Consider the following 17,290-nt stretch of genomic DNA (forward strand, 5'->3'; position numbering starts at 1 on the left):
CCCGGGACGGCGCCGGCGGTGCCCGCCACCCCGCCCAGCAGCGCCTGGCCGTAGATGCTCTGCCCGATCGCCGCGATCTTGTCGCGTACCGCCAGCTCGGCCTCGGACGCGACGTACACCATCTCCCGGCTCAGCAGACGCGACAGGCCCGCGTTCGCACCGGCGAACAGGGCACCGGTCAGCGCTCCGCTGCCGGCCGACATCGCCAGCGACGCGACGTCGAAGTCACCCGCTTCACGATCCCCCCAGATCTGCTGCGCCACCTGCACACCGAGGTCCAGGCCGCCCATGATGCCGGCGAACTTCAGCATGTTGATGAGGACGAGCCGCTTCACCGTCTGGATGTTGACCTGGGTCATCAGCGTGTTGTGCTGGATCAGCCCGAGAACGCGCGGGCCGTTGACGTAGATCCACACCAGCAGCTTGACGATCACCGCGCCGAGCAGCGCCAGCGAGGCATAGATCATCCACTCGGTGTGCTGCATCCGCACGCCGTGCTCGCGCAGGGATGCCGCCTCGTCCCGAAGGGCCTGCTCCAGCAGGTCGAGCAGCGCCTCCTCCGAACGGGGGTCATCCGCTTCCGGCTGCCCGCCGAGCGCGGCGAACACCTGCTCGAACGTCTCCTTGGCGGAGCCCTGCCATTCATGGCCGCGCAGCATCCGCACGACCGCGGCGGCGTCCTCCGACTTGATCTTCGCCAGGAGGTCGGCCAGGTTCTCCAGCGTCTCCGCTTCGGCGATGATCCCGTCGACGTCGGCCTCGGGGAAGGCCCCGCCCGTCAACGGCAGCGCCAGCGGCTTCACCAGGTCGGGCACCAGGCTGAGATCAAGCCCCATCAGGCGGTGTCATCCCTCTCGATCGAGTGTCGTGATCGGCAGGGGCTGATCACGATGGCGGCCGTGGAGCCCGCGGCCCTGGCGTGCCGGGGTGCGGCAGGAATGACTCGAAGCTCGTTCCCTCGCCGAACAGGTCCTCGAACGGAAGATCCGGTACGCCGAAGGGCTCCATCAGCTCCTTCATGTCACCGGAAACCTGCCGGGTCGCCCGCCCGATCTGATCGACGATCGAGGCGGACAGCTCAGACGGCGACAGCTTGCGGTAGACCCGGGGGTCCAGCTCGATCGTCCGCACCTCACCGCGGGGGCCGACGGTCACGGTCACCATGCCGTCCTTCGACCTGGCCGTCGCCGACAGCTCCCGTACCTTCTCCTGCATCTTCTTGAGCTGCTCAGTCTGCCGGTTGACCTCCTGGACGAGTTGCTCCAGCAGCCGCCACGGCTCGTCCGTCGTCATCACTGTCCCTCACGTCCGACCACACAAGCATCAAAGACCTCAGAAGCATCATTCTTTCCGGTTTTTTGGTGAATATCGACATCAAGTGCGCCAATAGCTAGGCTGCCCAGCCGTGGAGTTCAACGACGTCGCCTACAGCCACAGCCACCTTCACCGGCTGGCGAGCGCGGCGGACGGCATGGCCGGTGACGTGTCAGGCGCTCACACCGAGTTCGAGGCGTCGTCGGGCGCGGCACGCACCGCCGTGTGCGACGACGACTACGGCCGCATGTACTGGCAGGCACACGGCCAACGGCTGGAGAACATCGGCACCGGGCTCCAACTGCTGGCAACCGCGCTCCAGGAGCAGGAGAAGCGCCTTCAGAGGGCGTCGAAGACATACAAGGCCGGCCAGGACGCCAGCACCCTGCGCACCTGAGTGAGGCATGCCTTGGGGATTGCCGAAACGGACCATGGTCCGGTAGTGTCTCGAGACGCAACCGGACCACGTGACGGCCGCACCCGTTTCAAACTGCGCGAGAGTGAAGGTCGGCACACATGAGGAAGATCCTCAACGCTGCTCACATCTACATGATCCTTGGGGTGGTCAGCGGCCTGTACTACCGCGAGATCACCAAGCTGACGGACTTCACCGGCGACACGCAGCTCGGCGTCGTCCACACCCACATACTCGCGCTCGGGATGCTGTTCTTTCTCATTGTCCTCGCCCTGGAGAAGCTGTTCGCGTTGACCTCCATCCGGCTCTTCGGCTGGTTCTTCTGGATCTACAACGCCGGCCTGGCGGTGACCGTCGCCATGATGATCCTCCACGGAACCCTGACGGTTCTGGGCCACCCCAGCGGTGAAGCCATCGCGATGATCGCCGGGCTGGGCCACATCCTCCTGACCGTGGGCCTGATTCTGCTGTTCATCACGCTGGGCAAGCGCATCCCCGCCAAATCCGCATCGGCAGGCGACCCGGCTCCGGACCAGACAGATCGCCTCATCCCCGGGGAATCGCCGCTGCCTTGATGCGGCCGGCGGGCAGCACGGCCGCCACCGGCGATCCAGCGTCCGGGCGTCATGGCCTTCGGTTCCCCGCGGCCTCGCGCAGGTCGTAGTGCCGGCCGGGGCCGTGGGGCCCCGGTGCCGCCGTGGTGGCGGGCACCGGGGCCACGGCTCTAATCCACCTCCGCGACGGCCTGGGCGAACTGGGCCGAGTACAGCCGGGCGTAGGCGCCGCCCGCGGCCAGCAGCGACTCGTGCGTGCCCTGCTCGACGATCCGCCCGTTCTCCATGACCAGGATCAGGCTGGCGTCGCGGATCGTGGACAGCCGGTGGGCGATCACGAAGCTGGTGCGTCCCTCCCGCAGCGTGCTCATCGCCCGCTGGATGAGCACCTCGGTCCGGGTGTCGACCGAGCTGGTCGCCTCGTCCAGGATCAGGATGGCCGGCTCGGACAGGAACGCCCGGGCGATCGTGATCAGCTGCTTCTCGCCCGCGCTGACCGTCGCGCCCTCCTCGTCGATCACCGTGTCGTAGCCGTCGGGCAGCGTGTGCGCGATGCGGTCCACATGGGCAGCCTCCGCTGCAGCCTCGATCCGCTCGCGCGTGGCGCCCTCCGACCCGTAGCCGATGTTCTCCGCGATCGTGCCGCCGAACAGCCAGGCGTCCTGCAGCACCATGCCGATGTTGGCGCGCAGCTCCTCCCTGGACATCTCGGCGATGTCGACGCCGTCGAGCGTGATGCGGCCGCCGGTCACCTCGTAGAAACGCATGATGAGGTTGACCAGCGTCGTCTTGCCCGCTCCGGTGGGGCCGACGATGGCCACGGTCTGGCCGGGCTCCACGGTCAGCGACAGGTCCTCGATCAGCGGCCTGTCCGGCGCGTAGCGGAAGGACACGTTCTCGAACGCCACGCGCCCCCTGATCTGTGCGGGCCGCGCCGGCTTGCCGGGCTCCTGGGACTGCTCCGGAGCCTCCAGCAGCTCGAAGACCCGCTCGGCCGAGGCGATGCCCGACTGCACCAGGTTCGCCATGCCGGCCACCTGGGTCAGCGGCTGGCTGAACTGCCGCGAGTACTGGATGAAGGCCTGCACGTCGCCCAGCGAGATCGAGCCAGAGGCCACCTTGAGCCCGCCCACGACAGCGACCAGCACGTAGTTGAGGTTGCCGATGAACATCATCGCCGGCTGGATCATCCCGGAGATGAACTGGGCGCGGAAGCTGGAGGCGAACAGGGCCTCGTTGTGCTGGTCGAAGGTCTCGGCGGCCTCCTTCTGCCTGCCGAACACCTTGACCAGCGTGTGCCCGCCGTACATCTCCTCGATGTGACCGTTGAGCTTGCCCGTCGAGGACCACTGCTTGATGAACTGCGGCTGCGACCGCTTGCCGACGGCCGCGGTGACGTAGATCGACACCGGTACGGTGACCAGCGCGATGAGGGCCAGGATCGGCGAGATCCAGAACATCACCACGAGCACCGCCACGACCGTCAGCACGGACGAGATGAGCTGGCTCATCGTCTGCTGCAGCGTCTGCGCGATGTTGTCGGTGTCGTTGGTGGCGCGGCTGAGGATCTCGCCGCGCGGCTGGCCGTCGAAGTAGCTCAGCGGCAGCCGCGCCAGCTTGGCCTCGATCCGCTCGCGCAGCCGGAACGCCGCCCGCTGCACGACGACCGTGGTCAGCCGGAACTGCAGGATCCCGAGCAGCGCCGCCAGCACGTAGATCGCCAGCACCCAGCCCAGCACCTGGGCCAGCGCGGTGAAGTCGATGCCGTGGCCGGGCACAACGTTGATCGACGACACCAGGTCGGCGAACGTGCCCTGGCCCTTGGCACGCAGCCCGGCCACGGCCTGCTCCTTGGAGATCCCCGCGGGCAGCTGGGCTCCGATGATGCCGGAGAAGATCAGGTCAGTGGCGTGGCCGAGAATCTTGGGACCCGTCACGGTCAGCGCGACGCTGGCCGTGCCGAGGGCCAGGACGACGGTCAGCAGCGCCCGCTCGGGGCGCAGCAGCCGCAGCACGCGGCGGAACGTACCGCCGAAGTCGAGGGCCTTCTCGGCGGGCCCGCCCATCATCCTGCCCGGGCCGAACCCGGGCTGCGGGCGCCGCGCGGGCGCTTGAGTGGTCACGCTGCCGCCTCCTGTTCGGTGAGCTGGGACAGAACGATCTCCCGGTACGTCGGGCAGGAGGTCATGAGCTCGGCGTGGTCGCCGCTGCCGACCACGCGGCCGTCCTCGAGCACGAGGATGCGGTCGGCGTCGCGGATCGTGTTCACGCGCTGGGCCACGATGACGATCGTGGCGTCGGTGATCTCCTCGTCCAACGCGGCGCGCAGCCGGGCGTCGGTGGCGTAGTCGAGGGCGGAGAAGGAGTCGTCGAACAGGTAGATCTCGGGCCGGTGCACCAGTGTCCTGGCGATGGCCAGGCGCTGGCGCTGGCCGCCGGAGACGTTCGTGCCGCCCTGGGAGATCGGCTCGTCCAGGCCGCCGGGCATCGCCTCGACGAACTCGCGAGCCTGGGCCACCTCCAGGGCCCGCCACAGCTCCTCGTCGGTCGCGTCCGGCCTGCCGTACCTCAGGTTGGAGGCCACGGTGCCGGAGAAGAGGTAGGGCGACTGCGGGACCAGGCCGACCGCCCGGGAGAGCACGGCCGGGTCGAGGTCGCGTACGTCGACGCCGTCGACCAGCACCTCGCCGGCGGTCGCGTCGAACAGGCGAGGGATGAGGTTGAGCAGCGTCGTCTTGCCGCTGCCCGTGCTGCCGATGATCGCAGTGGTACGGCCGGGCCGCGCCGTGAAGCCCACGCCGGACAGCACCGGCTCCTCGGCGCCCGGGTAGCGGAAGTCCACAGAGCGCAACTCCAGCTCGCCGATGCGTCTTTCCGGGGTGACGGGCTTGGCCGGCGGATGGACGGTCGGCTCGGTGCCGAGCACCTCCTCGATGCGCTCGGCGCAGACCTCGGCCCGCGGGATCATCATGAACATGAACATCGCCATCATCACCGACATGAGGATCTGCATCAGGTAGGCGATGACCGCGGTCAGCGCGCCCACCTGCATGGTCCCGTCGGCGATGCGGTGGCCGCCGAACCACACCACGGCGACGCTGGACAGGTTCACCACCAGCATGACCGAGGGGAACATCAGCGCCATCAGCCGCCCGACCCGCAGCGACACATCGGTCAGCTGGTCGTTGGAGACACCGAAGCGCTCGCGCTCGTGCCTGTCGCGGACGAAGGCCCTGATGACCCGGATGCCGGTGATCTGCTCGCGCAGCACCTGGTTGATCCGGTCGATGCGCTCCTGCATCGTGCGGAAGAGCGGGCGCATCCGCACCACGATCAGGCCCACGATGACGATCATCACGGGCAGCACGACGAGCAGCAGCGACGACAGCGCCGCGTCCTGGCGCAGCGCCAGGACGATGCCGCCGACGCACATGATCGGCGCGGCCACCATCATCGTGAAGGTCATCAGCACGAGCAGCTGGACCTGCTGCACGTCGTTGGTGGTCCGGGTGATCAGGGACGGCGAGCCGAACCTGTTGACCTCCTGGGCGGAGAAGTCCTGCACCCGGTGGAAGATCGCGGCACGCAGGTCCCTGCCCAGGGCCATCGAGGTCCGGGCGCCGTAGTACACGGCCACGATCGAGCAGATGATCTGGATGAGCGTCACACCGAGCATCACCAGCCCGATGCGCATGATGTAACCGGTGTCGCCCTTGACGACCCCGTCATCGATGATGTCGGCGTTGAGTGTGGGGAGATAGAGCGTGGCCAGTGTCTGCACGAACTGGAAGAGGACCACGAGCGTGATCTCTTTCCCGTACGGCCTGAGCTGGACCCGCAGGAGACGGAGCAGCATCAAGAGGCGCTTTCTGTCGAAGGGGTGGTGTGGGGCCGCACGAGCAGCCCGTCGAGCAGGACGGAGACGATCTCCTCGTCGGCCATGTCTCCGAACTCGCCGCCCAGGCCGAAGCCGCGGTGCACGCTCACCGCGACCAGCATGAGGAGCAGGTGCGCCGTGCCCTCGGGAGAGCGGCGCAGCCGGTCGCGGTCGGGCTCGACCAGGGCGGCGATGGCTGTCCCGATCCGGCGCCGGCCGTCCATCATCCGCTCGCGGAACTCGGCGTCGTCGGCCATGAGCTCCCTGGGTGCGGCGATGAGGTTGGCGTTGGTGCTCATCCCCGTCCGCAGCATCGTGACCGCCTCGCGCAGCCGCGCGCGCAGCTCGGTCTGCGTGCCGATGGCCGCCAGCGCGTCCACCGCCGGCTGCGGGTCGAACGCGCTCATCAGTGTCGCCCGCAGCAGCGAGGCCTTGTCGGGGAAGACGCCGAAGATCGTGCCCTCGGCCACGCCCGCGGCCTCGGCGATCTGGCGGGTGCTCACCGCGGCGCCGTACTCGCGCAGCAGGGGAAGCGTGGCGGCGATGAGCGCGGCACGGCGGTCTTCTGGGGCCATGGCCGGCACCCTTCGCCTTCTAGTCATGGGGAGAAGCCTAATGAGCGAGTACTCACTCGTTCAAATGGTTATTTGTCGGTACTGACCGCTACGCTCCCATCCGTGCTCAAACCTTGGTTGCCCGGCTTCCTGCTGCTCGCCGCCATCTGGGGCAACAGCTTCTTCTTCATCAAGGTCGCGGTGCAGGTCCTGCAGCCGCTCCAGGTCTCCTTCGGCAGGATGGCCATCGGGGCGCTGGTCCTGCTGCTGGCGGTGCTGTTCGGTGGCAGGCGGCTGCCACGCGACCCGCGCCTGTGGGGCCACTTCCAGATCGCCTCGATCGTGCTCACCACACTGCCCTTCACCCTTTTCGCGTACGGCGAGCAGTACGTGTCCTCCGTGGTCGCCGCCATCTGGAACGCCACCACTCCGCTCTGCACGCTCGCCTTCACCCTGCTGCTGCGCACCGAGAAGCCGACCCCCGGCCGGGTGGCGGGCCTCGGCCTCGGTTTCGCGGGCGTCATGGTCGTGCTCGGGGTCTGGCAGCCGTTGGCCGGCGGGCAGCTCGGCGGCAGCCTGGCCTGCTTCGGCGCCGCGGCCTGCTACGGGCTCGGCGGGGCCTACATGGGCCGCTTCATCACCGGGCGGCGCCCCGAACCGCCGGTCGTGCTGGCCGCCGGTCAGTTGCTCAGCGGTACGGTCCAGCTGGCCGTGGTCACGCTGCCGGCCGGGGTGCCGCTGGTGGACCTACACGCTCCGGCCTCGGTCTGGTGGAGCCTGGCGGGGCTCGGCGGGCTCGGCACCGGGGTGGCGTACCTGCTGCTCTACTGGGTGCAGATCCGCGCCGGGGTCACCACGACCTCCACGGTCACCTACCTGCTGCCGGTCTTCGCCGCGATCTCCGGGGTGGCCATCCTGGGCGAGAGCATCAGCTGGAACCAGCCGGTCGGCGCCCTCGTCATCCTCGCCGCCATCGCCCTCACCCAGCGGACCGCCCGCCGCCCCGTCCCCTCCCGCCCCGAAGAGGCCGTCCACCTTTAGCGCAGCTGGAACCCTTGGCGAAATTGCGCGCCACTTTGACGCCGCTGAAGCCGCCGCCTCGCACTTGCCGAAACGTTTTCCATGCGACCGGCGCAGGAGCAAATAGCAGCGGAATTACAGAAATATTGTCTCTCAGCGCCGCCCGACGCGCGGCCATGAGGGAGCGGATTCCATTATCCACGACGGCGCTACATAACCACCACAACGGCCCCATACAACCAGGCTCACCTGCATATACGCGAGATCTTCACACATTGATCGACAGATGGCCGGAAAGCGGCGAGAAGCCATCCTCACGCTTTCCGGAAATTGCCCTTCCTACTCGCACCGGGCGTGGCTTCGTGCACGATTTGAACACCGGCTTAAACATTTGTCCAGGCCCTTGTCGAGGGACTTTAGATCATCTACTGTCCTGGTGATCAAATCACCCCCGCTTTTAGGAGGCCTGGTTGCGCCGATTAACGTTCACCGTCACTGTCGCGGCGGTGTTACTCCCCCTGCTCTCCCCGGCGGCATCCGCCACCACTGCCAATGCGGCGGACCCGGACGGAGTCCAGCAGGTCGGTCCGGGTCTGTACTTCACCGACACCGACACCTTCCAGATCAACGAGAGCGATGTGCCCACCGGTTCGATCGGTCGTACGCACGGCGTGGCCACCGGGGGCGGTGACCTGGCCCGGCCGCAGTCGGCGCCCGTGTCCCGCCCCGAAATGGCGGTGTTCGGGCCGGGCTGGCAGGCCGAATTCCTCGGCGGCGAGATCGACAGGAAGCTGGAATCCCAGAACGGCGCCATCGTCGTCACCGAGCTCGACGAGGGAACCACGACCCAATATGACCTGAAGAGCAGTGTCTCGTTCCCCGACGGCGGCGGCGTCCAGAAGTACGAGAGCGCCGACGGTTCCAAGATCTCCGAAACGACCCGGTGGGATTCGGCGGCCGGGGCGATGCGCACCTCCATCTCCGAGACGGTCGCGATGGACAAGGGCGCCACGGAGACGGGCGACGACAACTTCTCCCAGAGCAATGCCGAGCTCAGCCTCACCTACGCCTGGAACAAGCTCGACGGGCTGCAGAGCGCCGACAAGTGGAGGGTGACGGCCACCGGCAACACCGCCTACGGCACCTCAACGGTGGCGTACGACTCCCTGGGCCGCGTCAGCACCGTCAAGGAACCGGCAGCGGGCGAGACCCCCGAGGAAACGCTGACGATCACCTACGCCACGTCGACCACGGCCACCTCCTCGTCGTTCGGTGACTACGCCGGCCGGCTCAAGCAGATCACGCTCACCTCCGGCACCGAGGCGCCGCTGACCGTGGCCAGCTACGGGTACGACGCCAACGGGCTGCTGCGCACCGCGGCCAATCCCAGCCTGAGCAGCTCTCCCTCCTCCACCTACGCCTACGACCCGATCGGACGCCTGACGTCGATCGACTCGCCCACGGACGGCGGCTGGCAGCTGACCTTCGCGGACGGCACCGCGGCCCCCACCGCGACCGCCACCGACACCTCGCGACCGGCCGCCGGCGGCCCCCTCCAGGGCGCGACGGGAATCAACGACCCCGACGCCACCGCGCCCGACGCGGGCGACTTCCTCCCCGGCGACATCTCCAACCCGCAGGCCTACCCGTCGTACTGCAACGACGCCTGGAAATGGCTGTACTACCAGAGGGCCGGCTGCGCGGCCTGGGTCGCGCATTACGGCTGGCGCAAACCACTCTGGCGGAAACTGCCCAGCAAGCGCTACGTCATGGGCATCGACTACGACCACTGCACGAACGCGCCCGACCGCCCGCTCGGCTTCGATTTCCGGCCGGCCTGCGACATGCACGACTACGGTTACGGGCTGATCGGCAACACGTACAAGAACTACAGGTACTACCTCGACAGGTACCGCAAGTCCCAAGTGGACGACGTCTTCTATCACACGCTGAAGAACTGGACCTGCAACGCGTACAACATCTTTGTGCGCTCCACCTGCAGGAGATGGGCGTGGATCTACCGCCAGGGGGTTCGCCTCGGCAACCCCAAGAACGGCGCGAACGCCACGCACTGATGAACCACGCCTGAGCGTGCCGGCCGGATGGCGGGACAGCTCGCCATCCGGCCCTCCTTTCATTCGCGTATCAACACGGCAGGCGGGCATGACCAGGATCGTGACGAGGATTCTCCGGCGCAGGCACGGAAGAAGGGCGGCGCTGGTGGCCGGCTCTTATCTGGCCGTCGTGGTGCTGTCGGCCGGATATGCAGAGTACGTCTCCCTGACCTCCGGCACCCCCATCGGGGCGGGCGTGTTGCTGATGGTCATCACGCTGCCGACCTCGCTCATAGTGCTGCTCCCGCTGCAAGCCGGCATCGGGGAAGACGTCCTGGACGGTGACGCCCTCACCCTCGCTCTGGTGGCGTGCGGCGCTTTCCAGGCCTGGCTGCTGTGGCTACTCCTTCGCGGGCCCCGCGTCCGATGAGCGTCGTGGCGTCACCGAATATGACCTCTATAGAGGTCTGATCACCCGGGCGTCTCCGCCGCCGCCTCGCGTGTCGGACACGGCCACGAACCGTCCTCCCGGCAGGAGCGAGATGCCTTGTGCGAACGCGATCGTGGGGGTTTCCTTGAGCGATTGGTCGAACCGGGTGGCGAGTTCGTTTCCATACTGGGCGACGAAGTCCGGTTCCGCCGTTGTCGTTGTCGTGTTCAGCTGCGAGGCACGTGCCGTGGCGAGAGCTTCCGGCAGTCCCATTCCGAAGTCGAGGTGATTGACGAGGATGCTCAGCACGGTGGTCTGGATGGTCTGGCCTCCCGCGACACCGATCGAGAGCACAGGGCGCCCGTCACGCAGGACGATGGTCGGGGCCATGTTCCCGCGCGGCCGCTTCCCGGGCGCCGCCACGTTGGGGTCGCCCTCGAAGAGCGGCCGGGTGTTGAAGTTGCCCAGTTCGTTGTTGAACAGGAACCCGTAATCCTTCACGGCCAGCCCGCTGCCCCCGACCGAGACCACCGTACCGGTGTAGGTGACCACGTTGCCCCAGCGATCCGCGACGGAGAAGCTCTGCGTGTGACCGGTGTCGTCGGCCTTTTCCGTGGGTCCGACGCCCGCGCTGGTGGCCCCGTAGGGCGGGCTGGGATCCCCTGCGGCCACCGGGACCTCCAGCGCGTGATCACCGATCAGCGAACGGCGCTTACTGGCGAAATCCTGTGCCAGTAGGCCTTCGAGAGGCACATCCGCGAACGCCGGATCGCCCACCCAGCGTGCCCGGTCCGCGTAGGCCAGTTTCGACGCCTCGATGACGCGGTGCCATGCAAGTGCCCGATCGGAACCGGACAGGTCGAACCCTTGCAGAATGTTGAGCGCCTCGCCGACCGTCGAACCACCGCTCTCGGGCGGCGGCGATGAATAGATGTCGTAGCCCCGGTAGTTGACGTGCGTCGGGGATACGACCGGCGGTCGGTAGTTCGACAGGTCCGGCAGTTCCAGTTTCCCCGGGCGCAGTGCGGCCTCGGGTATGTAATCGGAGGCATCCGGTGCCAGCGGCGGATGCTTGATCGTGTCCACGATCGCTTCCGAGATCGGACCGTTGTAGAAGGCGTCAGCACCCTTCTTGCCGATCAGTTCGTACGCCTTCGCGAGGCGTGGGTTCCGGAATACGGCTCCCACGGCAGGGGCCTCACCGTTCGCGGTGAGGAACACCTCCCGGGTGGAGATGAAGGCCTTGTTCCGGGGCGCGACCGCGAAGTTGTGGAACGGCTCATCTACCTTGAATCCCCGGTAAGCGGCCGTGATCGCCGGCTGCAGCGCGCGCCGCAACGAGATCGTGCCGTAGCGCTCAAGTAGTTGCTCCCAGATCCTCACCGTGGTGGGAACGCCCACCACAAGCGCACCGGTACCGCTGAGACCCACGCTGTCGTTAGGACCGAACGCCTGCGGTGCCGGCGTTCGATCACCGATCACCGACACATGGCCGTCCCGCGCCCAATAGATCGTCACATACGCGGTACCGCCAACCCCGTCGAAATACGGCACCGTGAGTCCCAGAGCAGCCGCGGTGGCCACTGCCGCGTCCACCGCATTCCCTCCGGCACGCAGAACCTGGATGCCGATGGCGGTGGCCACCGGATCGACGGTCGCGACCGCGCCGCCACCCCCGGCGGCGACCGCCTGGCCCGTTGACTCAGCCGATTCCTTCCGGGCCGACAGCGGTGCGGCCGCCGCCCTGCCTGACAGCGCTGCGAGAGTGGCCACTGCAGCAGAGGTGGTCAACACGGTCCGGCGACTGAAATGTTCTTGCTCGGTCATTTCTTCCTCTCATCACGGCTTACGGAGGGGGCTCTGCAAATCGGCAGTCCGCCGTCAGGATCCGTTCTCCCCCTTGATCGTGTCGAACACGACGTCACGCCAGTCGGCCGGCGTCTTCTTGATGACGCCGACCTCCTTCATGAAGGCGCTGAGCTTCAGCAGACCGTGCGGAGTCGTGGTGAACTCGATGCCCTTGTAGGTCAGGTACACCTGGTATTCGGCCGGGGAGATCTTGCCCTTTTCGGCCTGCGAGAGAATCTGGGCGGCCTCGGCCGGCGAATTGGTGATGAGGTCGTTGGCGCGGGCGATGTTCTTGTAGATGGACTTGACGACGTCCGGGTTCTTCGCCGCGTATTCCTCGCTCGTCACCATCACGTTGAAGCCGTGCGGGCCGAAGAGGTCATAGCTGTCCACCAGCTTGCGCGCCCCCTGTTCCACGGCCTGGAACTGGAACGGCGGCGAGGTGTAGGCGGCCGCGAGTTGCCCGGCGATCAGGGCCTGCAGGGCCTCCGGGTGGGCCATGGCCACGATGTTCTTGTCCAGCGCGTGGGCGTCGCCGAGTTGCTGCTGCGCGGCCTTCTGCAACATGACCGACTGGATGGAGCCGGGCGAGACGGCGGCGATCTGATCCTTGGGACCGAAGTCCTTCAGGCTGCGGAACTTCGGGTCCTTGGCCACCAGCCACAGCGGCATGTCGTTCAGCGAGGAGACGATCTTCCAGGGGACACCGGCGTCCCAGCCGATGAGGTAGGGGCCGAGGCCGCTGACGCCCAGGTGGAGGCTGCCCGACACTATCCCGTCCCGGGTGGCGGCGCCGCCGCTGACGGTCTTCCAATTGATCTTGCGTCCGGGTAGGTCCTGCTCGAGCCAGCCCTTGGCCTGGATGATGATGAGCGCGGCATAGCTGATCCCGGACCCCTGCGAGATGTTGATCTCGCTGCCGGAACCACCGGAACCACCGGAACCGCACGCGGCGGTCAGCGCCAGCAGTCCGGCGCCGGTCGCACCGAAGCGCAGGGCGTCGCGACGGCTGTAGGAACGCGACCCGCCGGATGCGGCGAAGCGGTTACCCACGGCACGGAAGAGTTTCGGAGTCCAGGTCATGACGTTCCTTCCTTCATGCCCCAGCGGGTCACCGTGTGCCGTTCGACCAGGTTGAAGACCAGGTCGAGGGTGATGCCGATCAGGGCTATCGTCACCAGTCCGGCGAACACGTCCGGGGTTTGTGCGTAGTAGCGGGCGTTGTTGATGAAGAATCCGAGCCCGCCGTCGGTGCCGGCGGTGCCGAACACCAGCTCGGCGGCGATGATCGTGCGCCAGCCGAAGGCCCAGCCGGTCTTCAGGCCGGCGATGGCGTGCGGTAGCGCGGCGGGCATCATCACGTCGCGGGTCAGCCGCCAGCCGCGCAGGCCCAGATTGCGGCCGACCATGACGAGTGTGGCGGGGGTGGTGCGCAGGCCCATGCTCACGTTGACGGTCATCGGCCACAGGACGGCGTTGGCCGTCACGAAGATCAGCGCCGTGTCGGTCAGCCCGAACCAGAGCATCGCCAGCGGCAGGATCGCCACCGACGGCAGCGGGTTGATCATGGACGACACCAGCGTCAGAACGTCGTTCCCGATCGTGGTGGTGGCGGCCAGCGCGGTCAGCACTACGGTGAGCACAATGCCGATGACCATTCCGGCGCCCAGCATCCGAAGGGTGGTCAGGGTGGAGACGGCCATCTCACCGCTGGCCCAGCCCTCGGCGAACGCCCTGGCCACATCCCAGGGCCCGGCGAACACGAACGAACTCACCCCGGACAGGGACGTGTAGGCCTGCCAGATCCCGATCAGCGCGACGAAGACGATGCTGCGCCGCAACCAGGTGGGCAGGCGCTTCCAGGGGCCCGCCCGGCGGGCCGTGTCCAGTTCTGGCGCCCGCTCGCCGGTCGGACGTACCGGCGTGCTACTCGAAGACGGCACCGTGCAGGTCCTCCCCGTCCTCCGCCAGCAGGGCGCGCAGCCGGTGCCGGGCGTCGGCGAACCCCGGCGCGTCCGGGCCGTCCAGGCCGGAGACGTCGACGATCTCCTTGACCTGCGACGGACGGCCGCCGAGCACGACCACACGGTCGCCGAGCAGCACGGCCTCGTCGATGCTGTGGGTGACGAACAGCAGGGTCACCCGGGTGCGTGCGACGATCTGCACCAGCTCGCGCTGTAGCCGTCCCCTGGTCTGCGCGTCCAGGGCGCCGAACGGCTCGTCCATCAGGAGCATCAGCGGATCGACGGCCAGCGCCCGCGCGATCGCGACCCGCTGCTTCATCCCCCCCGACAGCTGGTGGGGATAGCTGTCGAGCACGTCCTTGAGGCCCATGAGCTCCAGGAACTCGACGGCCTGTCGCCGGGCGCGGGCACGGTCGGCGCCGATCACCCGCAGCGGGTAGCTGACGTTGCCGAGGACCGTGCGCCAAGGGAACAGCTGGTCGAACTCCTGGAACACGAAGGCACGGTCAGGACCGGGTTCCGGGGTGTCCCGGCCGCGGACGACGATGCGACCCGCCGTGGGCCGCAGGAATCCCCCGATGGCCTTGAGGATGGTGGACTTGCCCGACCCCGAGGGGCCGAGCAACATGATCTTCTCGCCGGGCCATACCTCGAAGGTGGCGTCCGCCACCGCCGGCACGTGACGGCCCTGTCGCTGATAGCCGATCGCCACCCGGTCGACGAGCAGCAGTGGGCCGTCATCCCTCGTGCCGTCGCGCGGGGTCTCGACCGTCGTTGTGGATGTCACGGCAGTTCCCTTCGATGCTTCGGCTCGCGCACTGGCTCCTCCGGGGCAAGAGAAATTTAGAGCAAATCCTACAGATAATGTCGGAAATATGGATGTTAACGGTCAACCAGTGCATTCAGGAGGAACCGGGGCAGCCGTTCCGTGTCGTGATCGACGCCGACGCGCTCACCGCCGTTGCGCCGGCGGTGAGCGTGGTCAGTTCCTTCAGCCGGCCGGGCTTACGACGCGGGCGTCTCCGGCGGCTCCGGCCGCCCGCCGTGTGTCCGCCACGGCGACGAGTCGTCCGTCGCGGTCGATCGAGACGCCCTGCGCCACGGCGATCGAGGCGCCGCCGGTGAACCGGTGCCCGAAACGGGCCTCCAGTTCGGGGGCGTACGCGTCCCGGAAAGCGGTCTCCGCCTGCGTCACCGCCGTGTTCCGCTGCGACACGCGGCCGTCGGCGAGCGCCTCGGGCAGCGACTGCCCGAAGTCGAGGTAGCCGACCAGGAGGCTGAGGACCGTCGTCTGGATCGTCTGCCCGCCGGCGACGCCCACCGTGAGCACCGGCCGTCCGTCGCGGACCACGATGGTGGGCGCCATGTTGCCGCGAGGGCGCTTGCCACCTGCGGCCAGGTTCGGGTCGCCGTCGTAGAGCGGCGCCGCGTTGAAGTTGGTCAGCTCGTTGTTGAGCATGAACCCGTATCCGGGCACCGTCACGCCGCTGCCGCCGGCGGAGACGAGGGTGCCGGTGTAGCTGACCGCGTTGCCCCACTGGTCGACGACGGAGAAGTGATGGGTGGAGTGCTCTTCCCCGGGCTCGCTGACCCCGGCCTCGGGAGTGGAGCACTTCTTGTCGTACGGCGGCGTCGGATCGCCGTACGACACCGGCCCTTGCAGTGCGGTGTCGCCTATCAGGCAGCCGCGCTCATCGGCGAAGCCCTGCGAGAGCAGCCCGGAGAGCGGGACGTCGACGAACCGGGGGTCACCGACGTAGCGGGCGCGGTCGGCATAGGAGAGCTTGGACGCCTCCAGGACCCGGTGCAGCGCGAGGGCCCGATCGGGACCGGACAGGTCGTACCGCTCGAGAATGTTGAGCGCCTCGCCGACCGTCGTGCCGCCGCTCTCGGGCGGCGGGCTGGAGTAGATGTGGTAGCCGCGATACTTGATCTTGGTCGGTGGTGGCGTCGGCTGGCGGTAGTCCTCGATGTCGGAGAGTTCGAGCTTGCCCGGGCTCGTCGCCGCGGCCACCACATAGCTGCCCGCGTCGCCGGCCAGCGGCGGGTGCTGCACCGTGTCGACGATCGCCTGGCCGATCGGGCCTCGGTAGAACGCGTCGACGCCCTTCTCGGCGATCAGCTCGTACGTCGCGGCGAGGTCGGGGTTGCGGAAGACCGATCCGATCTGCGGAGGCTGGAGGTTGTCGTCCAGGAACAGCTTCCGGCTGGAGGTGAACGCCTTGAAGTTGCGCGAGTTGGCGATCAGCTGGAAGTTGGCGTCGACGACGAAGCCTTCCCGGGCGATGCGGATCGCGGGCTGCAGTGCCTCGCGAAGGGAGATCGTGCCGTAGCGGTCGAGCGCCTTCTGCCAGCTGACGAGGGTGGTCGGCACGCCGACCGACCTCGCGCCGGAGCCGGCCAGCCCGACGCGATCGTCCGGCCCGAACGTCTTCGGCGCGGGCGTCCGGTCGCCGATCACACCGGCCTCCTGCTCCCGCCGGTCATAGAACAGCAGGTAGCTCGCGCCGCCAAGGCTCTCGACCCACGGCTCGGTGACGCTCAGTACCGCCGCGACGGTGACGGCGGCGTCGACCGCGTTGCCGCCCTTGCGCAGGACGTCGATGCCGGCCTGGCTGGCGGTCGGATCGATCGTCGCCACCGCACCGCCGGTGCCGATCGCCACCGTCTTCGATTGGGAGTCCTGCTGGTCGTCGGCGCCGGCCGGTGCTGTGACGGCTCCCACCGTGGCGGTGGCCAGGACCGCCGCCCCCACTAAAAGTCGGATCGGGCGCACGGGTCTCATGCGGCCTCCTCAAGATAATTACTATCCAGATAGGAATTATAGGAATATCCCTTTCTGTTGACCATGGCAAGTCACGGGCGGGGCGCCGCAGGGGTCAGCCCGCGACTCAGCGCGCAAGGAGGCCGGTGAGCGCGGCTTACGCCATGACATCGGCTTCGGACGGGGTGAGCGGAGCATGGCCGCTGATCAGGCGGAAGATGATCGCACCGAACAGGACGTCCTGGGCCACCTCCACGTCGGTGACGTCCAGCCGCACGGCCGGCAACCGGTCACCGGCGCCCGGGAACGCCGCCTCGACCTGCGGACCCGGCGTTCTTCACGGCGAGACGGGTGGAACAGCGGGTCAGACCTCGTCGATGCTGACCGTCCCTTCGTTGGGCCGCCGGGACAGATCGATGCCGAGCTCTTCCGCGGCGCGGAAGACGTCCTCGTCGGTGTCGCGCATCTCGATGGACATGCCGTCGCTGGAGAGCAC

15 protein-coding genes are annotated in these 17,290 nt (G+C 67.8%); 5 read left to right on the top strand and 10 right to left on the bottom strand.

The genetic code is table 11. The annotated features are described in order from the left end of the window. Both AB0J09_RS31755 and AB0J09_RS31760 read right to left on the bottom strand, forming a co-directional pair. Positions 1-836: hypothetical protein (locus AB0J09_RS31755; protein ID WP_360698947.1), on the bottom strand; the 836-nt coding region annotated here is incomplete at its 3' end. A 49-nt stretch (positions 837-885) separates the two neighbouring features. Next, a complete protein-coding gene (locus AB0J09_RS31760; protein WP_360698949.1) occupies positions 886-1,293 on the bottom strand; it encodes a YbaB/EbfC family nucleoid-associated protein in 408 nt (135 codons plus the stop codon). Between the two features lie 112 nt (positions 1,294-1,405). On the opposite strand from AB0J09_RS31760, the gene AB0J09_RS31765 reads away from it, so the two are divergent. Beyond that, entirely contained in the window at positions 1,406-1,711 is a 306-nt protein-coding gene (locus tag AB0J09_RS31765) for a hypothetical protein (RefSeq protein ID WP_360698951.1), read from the top strand. 119 nt (positions 1,712-1,830) lie between these two features. After that, the gene (locus AB0J09_RS31770) at positions 1,831-2,304 is read left to right on the top strand and encodes a DUF2871 domain-containing protein (protein ID WP_360698953.1); all 474 of its coding nucleotides are present in this window, start codon (positions 1,831-1,833) and stop codon (positions 2,302-2,304) included. Positions 2,305-2,453: 149 nt separating this feature from the next. On the opposite strand, the gene AB0J09_RS31775 is transcribed toward AB0J09_RS31770, so the two are convergent. From AB0J09_RS31775 to AB0J09_RS31785, 3 genes are read right to left on the bottom strand one after another with little or no spacing between them, the layout of a single operon-like run. Next, entirely contained in the window at positions 2,454-4,406 is a 1,953-nt protein-coding gene (locus tag AB0J09_RS31775; RefSeq protein ID WP_360698955.1) for an ABC transporter ATP-binding protein, read from the bottom strand. Continuing rightward, positions 4,403-6,139 (bottom strand): ABC transporter ATP-binding protein, encoded by a 1,737-nt coding sequence (locus AB0J09_RS31780; RefSeq protein ID WP_360698957.1) that lies wholly within the window; start codon positions 6,137-6,139, stop codon positions 4,403-4,405. Before AB0J09_RS31780 ends, AB0J09_RS31775 begins: the two co-directional genes overlap by 4 nt. Further along, positions 6,139-6,735 (bottom strand): helix-turn-helix domain-containing protein, encoded by a 597-nt coding sequence (locus AB0J09_RS31785; protein ID WP_360698959.1) that lies wholly within the window; start codon positions 6,733-6,735, stop codon positions 6,139-6,141. The genes AB0J09_RS31780 and AB0J09_RS31785 overlap by 1 nt, the downstream gene beginning before the upstream one ends. Positions 6,736-6,837: 102 nt before the next feature. Here AB0J09_RS31785 and AB0J09_RS31790 point away from each other — a divergent pair, with 102 nt between their 5' ends. The 3 genes from AB0J09_RS31790 (at position 6,838) to AB0J09_RS31800 (ending at position 10,218) form a co-directional block, all read left to right on the top strand. Then, complete coding sequence (locus tag AB0J09_RS31790; RefSeq protein WP_360698961.1) at positions 6,838-7,755, top strand: DMT family transporter; 918 nt, start codon at positions 6,838-6,840, stop codon at positions 7,753-7,755. A 449-nt stretch (positions 7,756-8,204) separates the two neighbouring features. Further along, positions 8,205-9,809, top strand: coding sequence for a phospholipase A2 (locus tag AB0J09_RS31795; protein ID WP_360698963.1), 1,605 nt, complete (start codon positions 8,205-8,207; stop codon positions 9,807-9,809). Between the two features lie 100 nt (positions 9,810-9,909). Continuing rightward, positions 9,910-10,218 (top strand): hypothetical protein, encoded by a 309-nt coding sequence (locus AB0J09_RS31800; RefSeq protein WP_360698964.1) that lies wholly within the window; start codon positions 9,910-9,912, stop codon positions 10,216-10,218. A 27-nt stretch (positions 10,219-10,245) separates the two neighbouring features. On the opposite strand, the gene AB0J09_RS31805 is transcribed toward AB0J09_RS31800, so the two are convergent. The 5 genes from AB0J09_RS31805 to ggt form a co-directional block, all read right to left on the bottom strand. Next, positions 10,246-12,045 (bottom strand): gamma-glutamyltransferase, encoded by a 1,800-nt coding sequence (locus AB0J09_RS31805; RefSeq protein ID WP_360698966.1) that lies wholly within the window; start codon positions 12,043-12,045, stop codon positions 10,246-10,248. A 54-nt stretch (positions 12,046-12,099) separates the two neighbouring features. Next, positions 12,100-13,149, bottom strand: coding sequence for an ABC transporter substrate-binding protein (locus AB0J09_RS31810; RefSeq protein ID WP_360698968.1), 1,050 nt, complete (start codon positions 13,147-13,149; stop codon positions 12,100-12,102). Beyond that, the gene (locus AB0J09_RS31815; protein WP_360698970.1) at positions 13,146-14,009 is read right to left on the bottom strand and encodes an ABC transporter permease; all 864 of its coding nucleotides are present in this window, start codon (positions 14,007-14,009) and stop codon (positions 13,146-13,148) included. The genes AB0J09_RS31810 and AB0J09_RS31815 overlap by 4 nt, the downstream gene beginning before the upstream one ends. Further along, positions 13,993-14,817, bottom strand: a complete 825-nt coding sequence (locus AB0J09_RS31820; protein ID WP_360698972.1) for an ABC transporter ATP-binding protein — start codon at positions 14,815-14,817, stop codon at positions 13,993-13,995. The genes AB0J09_RS31815 and AB0J09_RS31820 overlap by 17 nt, the downstream gene beginning before the upstream one ends. A gap of 204 nt (positions 14,818-15,021) precedes the next feature. Beyond that, positions 15,022-16,815 carry a gamma-glutamyltransferase gene (ggt, locus tag AB0J09_RS31825; protein ID WP_360698974.1) on the bottom strand — a complete coding sequence of 598 codons (1,794 nt, stop codon included), beginning with the start codon at positions 16,813-16,815 and terminating at the stop codon, positions 15,022-15,024. Positions 16,816-17,290: the final 475 nt, after the last annotated feature.

This window comes from Nonomuraea sp. NPDC049784 (assembly GCF_040659615.1).
Lineage (GTDB): Bacteria > Actinomycetota > Actinomycetes > Streptosporangiales > Streptosporangiaceae > Nonomuraea.